This is a genomic window from Streptomyces sp. NPDC052109 (assembly GCF_040680195.1).
Taxonomy (GTDB): Bacteria; Actinomycetota; Actinomycetes; order Streptomycetales; family Streptomycetaceae; genus Streptomyces.
Genome location: NZ_JBFAWF010000027.1, coordinates 111332 through 118854 on the forward strand (window position 1 = coordinate 111332; position 7523 = coordinate 118854).

Annotated in this window: 7 protein-coding genes and 1 pseudogene; 5 read left to right on the top strand and 3 right to left on the bottom strand. The window is 71.6% G+C overall.

Features of this window, described 5'->3' with window-relative positions:
* The first annotated feature begins 77 nt into the window (after positions 1–77).
* Complete coding sequence (locus AB0L59_RS36450) at positions 78–1052, top strand: MerR family transcriptional regulator (protein WP_365591051.1); 975 nt, start codon at positions 78–80, stop codon at positions 1050–1052.
* A gap of 87 nt (positions 1053–1139) precedes the next feature.
* On the opposite strand, the gene AB0L59_RS36455 is transcribed toward AB0L59_RS36450, so the two are convergent.
* Entirely contained in the window at positions 1140–1376 is a 237-nt protein-coding gene (locus tag AB0L59_RS36455) for a hypothetical protein (RefSeq protein WP_365591052.1), read from the bottom strand.
* Between the two features lie 596 nt (positions 1377–1972).
* On the opposite strand from AB0L59_RS36455, the gene AB0L59_RS36460 reads away from it, so the two are divergent.
* Positions 1973–2653: a hypothetical protein gene (locus AB0L59_RS36460; RefSeq protein WP_365591054.1), complete on the top strand. Its 681-nt coding sequence runs from the start codon at positions 1973–1975 to the stop codon at positions 2651–2653.
* A gap of 203 nt (positions 2654–2856) precedes the next feature.
* On the opposite strand, the gene AB0L59_RS36465 is transcribed toward AB0L59_RS36460, so the two are convergent.
* Positions 2857–3813 carry a hypothetical protein gene (locus AB0L59_RS36465; RefSeq protein WP_365591056.1) on the bottom strand — a complete coding sequence of 319 codons (957 nt, stop codon included), beginning with the start codon at positions 3811–3813 and terminating at the stop codon, positions 2857–2859.
* Between the two features lie 116 nt (positions 3814–3929).
* Between AB0L59_RS36465 and AB0L59_RS36470 the strand changes: the two are divergent.
* Positions 3930–4468: pseudogene (locus tag AB0L59_RS36470) on the top strand (GNAT family N-acetyltransferase).
* Here the strand turns inward: AB0L59_RS36470 and AB0L59_RS36475 are convergent.
* The gene (locus AB0L59_RS36475) at positions 4406–5005 is read right to left on the bottom strand and encodes a hypothetical protein (protein WP_365591058.1); all 600 of its coding nucleotides are present in this window, start codon (positions 5003–5005) and stop codon (positions 4406–4408) included. The pseudogene AB0L59_RS36470 and the gene AB0L59_RS36475 sit on opposite strands and share 63 nt — an antisense overlap.
* A 283-nt stretch (positions 5006–5288) precedes the next feature.
* On the opposite strand from AB0L59_RS36475, the gene AB0L59_RS36480 reads away from it, so the two are divergent.
* Together AB0L59_RS36480 and AB0L59_RS36485 are read left to right on the top strand one after the other, a co-directional pair.
* Positions 5289–6260, top strand: coding sequence for an alpha/beta hydrolase (locus AB0L59_RS36480; protein ID WP_365591060.1), 972 nt, complete (start codon positions 5289–5291; stop codon positions 6258–6260).
* A gap of 377 nt (positions 6261–6637) precedes the next feature.
* A complete protein-coding gene (locus tag AB0L59_RS36485) occupies positions 6638–7387 on the top strand; it encodes an SDR family oxidoreductase (protein ID WP_365591061.1) in 750 nt (249 codons plus the stop codon).
* Positions 7388–7523: the final 136 nt, after the last annotated feature.

Genomic DNA, 7523 nt, shown 5'->3' on the forward strand with positions numbered 1-7523 from the left:
GCCCGCAGGAGAACGTCTTCCTGGTCGTCCGCCGGCAGGCGCCTCTTGACCTTGCCCCCGGGGGCAGGGTTTAGCGTGTGAGCGAGGTGAACGGCATGCGGATCGGTGAGCTGGCGCGCCTGGCCGGCGTGACGACCAAAGCGGTGCGGTACTACGAATCGCTGGGGTTGATCACACCCGGGCGCCTCGCCAACGGCTACCGGGAGTACGACCAGGACGACGTACGCCTCGTGCGGGAGATCAGGGCGCTCCAGCGGCTGGGGATCCCGGTCGAGCGCACACGCCCTTTCCTCGCGTGCCTGGCGGCCGGACGCGCCCACGCGGACGACTGCCCGGCCTCGCTCGCGAGCTACCGCGACGCCATCGACGAACTCACCGAGCGCATCGAGGCCCTGACCGCCCGCCGCGCGACGCTGATCACCCACCTGAACGTCGCCGCCCACCGCGGCAGCGGCGTCGTACCGCCCGAAAAGAAAGGCACCGGAGCCATGGACTATCTGACGCTGCCGGCCGACCTGCCCGTCCCCGAGGACGACGGCGCAGCGGACCATCTGCGGGGGCTGCAGGCGCCGGGCCTCACCCTGCCCGACACGGCGGGCCGCGCCGTTCGCCTGGACTCGCTCGGCCCCCGGCGCACGGTCGTCTATGTCTACCCCCTCACCGGCCGCCCCGGCACCGACCTGCCGGAGGGCTGGAACTCCATTCCCGGAGCCCGCGGCTGCACACCCGAGTCATGCGGCTTCCGCGACCACTTCCAGGACCTGCTCGAAGCCGGCGCCGGCCGTGTCTACGGGGTGTCCAGCCAGGACACCGCCTACCAACGCGAGGTCGTGGAGCGCCTCGGGCTGCCCTTCGACATGCTCTCCGACCCCGCTCTCGGCCTGGCCGACACACTCGGTCTGCCCACCTTCGAGGTCGACGGGATGCGGCTGTTCAAGCGCCTGACGCTCGTGATCCGCGCCAGCGTGATCGAGCACGTCTTCTACCCGGTCTTCCCCCCCAACGAGCATGCCCGGCAGGTCCTGACCTGGCTGCGCGAGAACCCTCAGTAGGCCCCAGCGAGACTCCAGCGCGCCCCCGATGCCCGTGGCGAGCCGAAAACAGCCGGGACGCAGCACGCTGGAGGTCACGGAGCCGGGCTACGGCGGCGGCCCCTCGGCGGCCTCATCGCCGCAGGCGGCGAGGTCCTGGGACACGGCCGACCGCCCGGTGCCACGCAGCTCCAGCCTGATCAGCTTCCGGTGTGCGGACAGGCCGCCCAGGTCACCCAGGTAGGTCGACTGCTGCGGCCCACCGGGCAGACACACCTCCGTCTCGCCCTCCCCCGCGACGCGGTAGGCGAGTTCGGCACCGTCGTACGAGATGGAAGATCCCATGGCGGCATCCTGCGGGGGCGACGGTTCTTCCCGCATCCCGAGCCGGCATGGCGATCCGCCGCCCGACGCACCGGCAGAGAGAGACCTCTTGCGGCTCATCTCCCCCACGGACAAGGCGAGGTGACGGCCCGCCGCACCCTTGATGACGGTCACCGAGGGACGGACCTGTGTCCACCCCGGACTTGGAGCGAGGCCGTCCCGCGGTGCGTCGTCGACGTCCCCCCGCGCACAGCCGAATGCCCGGCCGGCGCAGCGCGCAGAGCCATGGTCGGGGCGCAGCACCGGCACAGGGCCACGGCCGGCTTTCCTTTGACGCACGGCGAAGAGTTCATCAAGGCCCCGCCGCCCAAGCTGGTCAACTCCCGCATGGCGTTCCCACCCGACTGCTGCGCACATGCGCTTCACCACTACCCTAATGGGCTATGCGCTGCGCAAGAACAAGGTAGAACAGGTCGACGCATCCGTATCATCCATGTGTCGGGGACGTCCGGCAGGACACATTCGGCTCTGCCGGGGAACCCGCACCACAACTTCCGTTCCCCGCTCGCCACATACGGAGGCCGAGGAGCGCACCACAGTCACGATTGGAGCGACCGATGCCCGAGCCCACCACACCCGTCACCGAGTTGACCTCTCAGTACGTCAGTCAGGTGACCAACGATCTCGACAACAATGTCAAGGAACAGGAGCGCATCACCGCTGAAATCGCGGGCCTGCAGGAGCAGTTGGCGGCTCTGGAACACGACCACACCGTGCTGGTGAGCATGCGGCAGGCGCTCGGTGTCGCGTCCCGGCCGAGTGCGCCTGCCACCGCCGACGCCGCTGTGGTGCCCGCCCCACGCACCAAGTCCACCACCGGGTCCGGGACGCGCCGCGCGCCGAAGAAGACGACCGATGAGCGGTCGGAGCGCGAGAAGCAGCCCGCGAAGAAGCCCGCGGCCGACAAGTCTGCGGTGACGAAGCCCGCACCGAAGAAGACGGCTGCGAAGAAGACGGCCGGTCAGACTGCGCAGCCCACTCTCGTCGAACTGGTCCGCCGCCTTCTGGCGGAACAGCAGGAGCCCCGGTCCGCGGCGGAGGTCTCCGAGGCGCTCGGCTCGGCACATCCCGACCGGCAGATCCAGACGAAGGTCATCCGCACCACTCTGGAGAACCTCGTGGCCCGCAACAGCGCGCAGCGCACCAAGCAGGGCTCGTCCGTGTTCTACACCCTCCAGGACGGGGCGGAGCCGACGGCGGCGAACACGGGGGATTCCCGGCCCGAACCGGCCGAGTGAGCCGTGACCACATCGCCCTGCCCTGACCGCGCCTGGGCGCCGGAGGTGTGTCCCGGCCCCCTCGGGACCGGTCCCGGAAGGCGCCGGGGGGGTGTCGCCGAGTCCCGGGCGGGGGCGGGCCCGGGGTGACGGGATCGCCGGTCATCACCGTGTGAAGCCAATTGGGTTGACGAAGCATGCGAGCCGAGCCGGAGCACCGAGACTCATACGCCGCCGGTGGCCCTCTGCCGCGTCTGCTCGAACTCGGCCACCGGATCGCCGCCGGTACGCCAGGGCCATGCGGTGACGATGCCACCGACCGCCTCGAAGACGACACGCGCCTCGGCGCGCCGGTCCGCGGCCGTCAGCGCGTAGGCGAGGACGTTGAGGTCGGCGAGCGCCTTGGCGTGGTGGAGAAATCCCGGCCGCCCCCATGTCTGCGCCGCGCGGTCGAGTGCCTGCGTGGCCATCGCCTGGGACCAGTGGTTGCGCGCGACCAGCGCCTCGAATCCGCCGCGCTCGAGGATGGCGTGGTACTGCAGGACCTGCGCGGTGAGTTCGGTCGCCACGCACGGCGCGTTGGCGGGCATGCGGGCCCGCAGGGTGTCCACGAACTCCAGGACCTGGATGCGGGACCCCGCCTCCTCCGGACTCAGGTAGGCCAGCATGCTCAGGTAGGCCTCGCGGTTCCAGCGATCGCGTGCGAGCACCTCGTTCCACACCCCGAAGACCTGGGACTGGTCCCGGCGGTCGAGCCGTGCCACCGCGAGGAGCGCCACCCAGGGAGTGGGGTCTTCGGGGGCGAGTTCGGCGGCCCGCAGACAGGCCGAGCCGACGCCGTCCGGGTCCTCCAGGTGTCCCTGGGCGCGGGCCTGCGCGATCTGGGTCCAGGCGTGCAGGACGAGCGCGTTCGCACTGCGCGGCTCACGTGTCGCCCAGGCCCGTGGCAGATGCGATCCGGCGAGGTACCCCGCCAGGACGTCCAGGCGGTGCGAGCGGCGGTCCCAGTCGCCCGGGTCCTGCTCCAGGAGGCGGGACATCTGCGCCACACACAGGTCGGTGGTCGCGATGGTGCCGGTCCTGGTGGTCGCCACGAGTGTCTTCAGCAGCCTGCCCAGGTCCTGGTCGTCGAGTTCCGGAGCAAGGCGAGCCCTTTTGCGGCGACTTGAAAGAAATGCCATGGCCGGAGATTAGGGCGGATCGGCGGGCGCACAAGGGCTGGGCCGAGATCGTTATGGTTTACACGAATCAGCAGGCGTCTGTCCGGCCGTCGAAGACCTCCGCGTGCGGTGGTCGCATTGCCTACGTTCCGTACCAGGCCGAGATCCAGCTCCTCCGTCCGCCTCACGCGCCCGCGCTGCTCGCCTTCGAGCGGGAGAACCGGGCCTGCTTCGCCGCGTCCACTCCCCGTCGCGGTGATGACTGCTTCGCCCGGTTCGACGAGCGGCACCGTGCCCTGCTCGCCGAGCAGGCGGCCGGGGTCTGCCTCTTCCGCGCGCTGGTCGGTGCCGAGGGCGAGGTGTGGGGGCGGATCAATCTCGTGGACGTGGCGGACTGCGGCGCCGAGCTCGGGTGTCGGATCGCCCAGCATGCCGCGGGCCGTGGGCTGGCCACCTGGGCCGTGCGCGAGATCTGCGGCCCTGCCGCGTGTCGTCACGGGTGGCCGTGCCGCGTGCCGCGACCACCCTCGACAACGCGGCATCGCGTGCCGCCCTGACCCGTTCGGGATTCGCCGTCGTCGGTGAGACACAGCTCTCCGGCCGCCCCGGTCTGTCATATCCGCGCAGCCTTGCGGATCTCACCGGCACGATGAGGACGCAGGGGGCAGAGCCATAAGGACGATGACCGCATTCCGGCGGCCAGGGCCCCGATCAGCGAGGTCCGCCGTGGTTCCCGCACCGGTGCGGGAAGCCCCGGCAGGGTCCACGCCGCGGGCGCCGCCGAGCCGACGAGCCGACGAGCCGACGAGCCGACGAGCCGACGAGCCCAGCCGACTTCACGACGGCCGTCGACGCACCCGACCTCGCCCACGTCACCGGCGGGAACAGGGCCGGCCAGGCTCGCCTCGGCGAAGGTCATGGCATCGAGCGCGTTCGCCCGTGGCAGCCGCTCCCCCGCCGCCACCCGCGGCAGCCGCCCCGTCCAGCCGCCCGACAGCGCGGGACCCGGCAGCCCGGTCAGTACGGCGATCAGGGCGGTGACGGCGAACGGGAGCCGGCCGAGCCCGAGGACGACGGCCGGCGAAGAGATGCCGGTACGCTCCGGTGCGGCGATCGCGGCCGCGACGAACTCACGGTTCTCCTTGGGCTGTCGTGGTGGAGCGACATGGGTGCATGGGCGGCGGGCATGGCGGCACCGGAACAGCGGGGGCACGTGGTGCCGCGCCCCGGACGAAAGGGTATGCGCGATCCGGCCGCGACCGGTACACCGGCTTCCTTCATGTCCGCTCTCCGCTCACCGGTCGTTGTCCACCGGCGCACCGCATGCGAAACGGGACGAACCCATGCAGTGTGGTTACACGGCCGGCAGCACACCCGGGGGGCGTTCCCCTGCGCCCGGCGGACGGACGGTGGCGACCAGCGACGCCGGATACCCCGGCGAAGGGTTCGGCAACGTTCGCCGGATCCGCCGCACCCCGTGACTACGAGGAGAATCCATGTCCGATGTCGTGGGGCCGGTCCGTCCGGTCCTGGAGCCCGCCGCACAGGCCTTCGTGGAGGCCACCGCCAACCCGCCCTACCTCTTCGACCTGCCGCCGGCGGAGGGCCGCAAGGCGCTCGACGAGGTGCAGTCCGGCGAGATCGAGATGCCGGCCGTGGACGAGGAGTGGATCACCGTCTCCGGCGGTCCCACGGGCAGCGTCCGGGCCCGCATCGTCAAACCCGCCGGAACCGAGAAGACCCTCCCCGTGGTCCTGTACATCCATGGCGCCGGCTGGGTCTTCGGCAACGCCCACACCCACGACCGTCTGGTGCGGGAACTGGCGGTCGGCGCGGAGGCCGCCGTGGTCTTCCCCGAGTACGACCTCTCGCCCGAGGCCCGCTACCCGGTCGCCGTCGAGCAGAACCACACGGTCGCCCGGTGGGTCGTCGAGCAGGGTGCCACCAAGAACCTGGACGGCTCGCGGCTGGCCGTGGCCGGTGACTCGGTGGGCGGGAACATGACGGCGGCGCTGACGCTGATGGCCAAGGAACGCGGCGGCCCCGCTCTGGTGCAGCAGGTGCTGTTCTACCCCGTCACCGACGCCAACTTCGACACACCGTCCTACCGGCAGTTCGCCACCGGCTACTCCCTGCGCCGTGACGGCATGCAGTGGTTCTGGGACCAGTACACCACCGACGCCGAGGAGCGCGCGCGCATCACCGCCTCGCCGTTGCGTGCGACCAGCGAGCAGCTCGCGGGTCTGCCGCCGGCACTGGTCGTCACCGGCGAGGCCGACGTCCTGCGCGACGAGGGCGAGGCGTATGCCGACAAGCTCCGCGCGGCCGGCGTCCCGGTCACCGCCGTACGCTTCCAGGGCATCATCCACGACTTCGTGATGCTCAACGCCCTGCGCGACACCCACGCGGCCCGAACCGCGATCGACCTCGCCGCCCGCACCCTCCGCTCGGCCCTCCACACCGCCTGAGGGAAGCGACCGCGCGCCCGCTCCCCGTGGCGGTGCGCCGGCTCGGTGTCGCCGTACTGGCCGGCGGGTCGGCGCTGCGCGCCTGGGGCATGCGCACCCTGGCCCAGTACTACATCGATCACGGCAGCGCTGCTGACGGCCGCCTACGTCTGGCGCATCAGCGCGGAGGGGCGATGGCTCATAGCCGCCTTCGGCCCTGATTACTCGGTGTCCGGAGCCAGGACGTAGCGTCTGGTTCCCTTCGTCTTCTGACGAGGTGTCGTGCCGCGCTCACGCCGGTCGAGCTGTCGCAACCGGCAGGTGTCCCATGCTCCGGCCGCCAGGTCGAGGTCCGTTCGCCGCCAGCGCTCCCCGTGGCTCGCCGGTGAGATGGACGCATGACTTCACAGGCGACCCTTGACGGCAAGAAGGCCCTGGTCACCGGCGGCAGCCGGGGCATCGGTGCGGCGACGGCACTGCGACTGGCGCGGGAGGGCGCCGATGTGGCCGTGACCTATGTGCACGGGAAGGAGGCGGCCGAGGATGTGGTGCGGGCGGTGGAGGCGCTGGGACGGCGGGCGGTCGTCCTGCGCGCGGATGCCGCGGACGGCCAGGAGGCGGCGGGCGCGGTCGGCCGTGCGGCCGAGGCGCTCGGAGGGCTGGACGTCCTCGTGAACAACGCGGCCGTCGGACTGATGCAGCCGCTGGAGAGCCTGTCGCTCGCCGACGTGGACCGGCTGATCTCCGTGAATGTGCGCGGGGCGTTCCTGGCCGCCCAGGCCGCCGCCGCGGTCATGGCGTCCGGCGGGCGGATCATCACCGTCGGCAGCTGCGTCACCCACCACACGCCCGGTCCCGGCGCCACGTTGTACGCGATGAGCAAGTCGGCCGTTGTCGGGCTGACGAAGGCGCTGGCCCGCGAACTGGGCGAGCGCGGGATCACGGCCAACGTCGTGCATCCCGGCCCGATCGACACCGACATGAACCCCGCCGACGGTCCCTTCGCGTCCGGCCAGGCGGCCATGACCGCCCTCGGCCGGTTCGGCACGGCCGAGGAGGTGGCGTCAGCGGTGGCCTACCTGGCCGGGCCGGAGACGGTGTACGTGACGGGTGCGGAGCTTGCCGTGGACGGCGGTTACGCGGCATGAACCAACAGGGCGCACCGCGCTCTCGGCCCGGGGCGGGCGTCCGCCGGCTCCGGCCGCGTACGTCCCGTGCGATCCCTGGGCTCCGCACGGTCCCTGAGGGCTGTGCGATCCGTGAGGTCCTGGTCTTGGCGGTCCG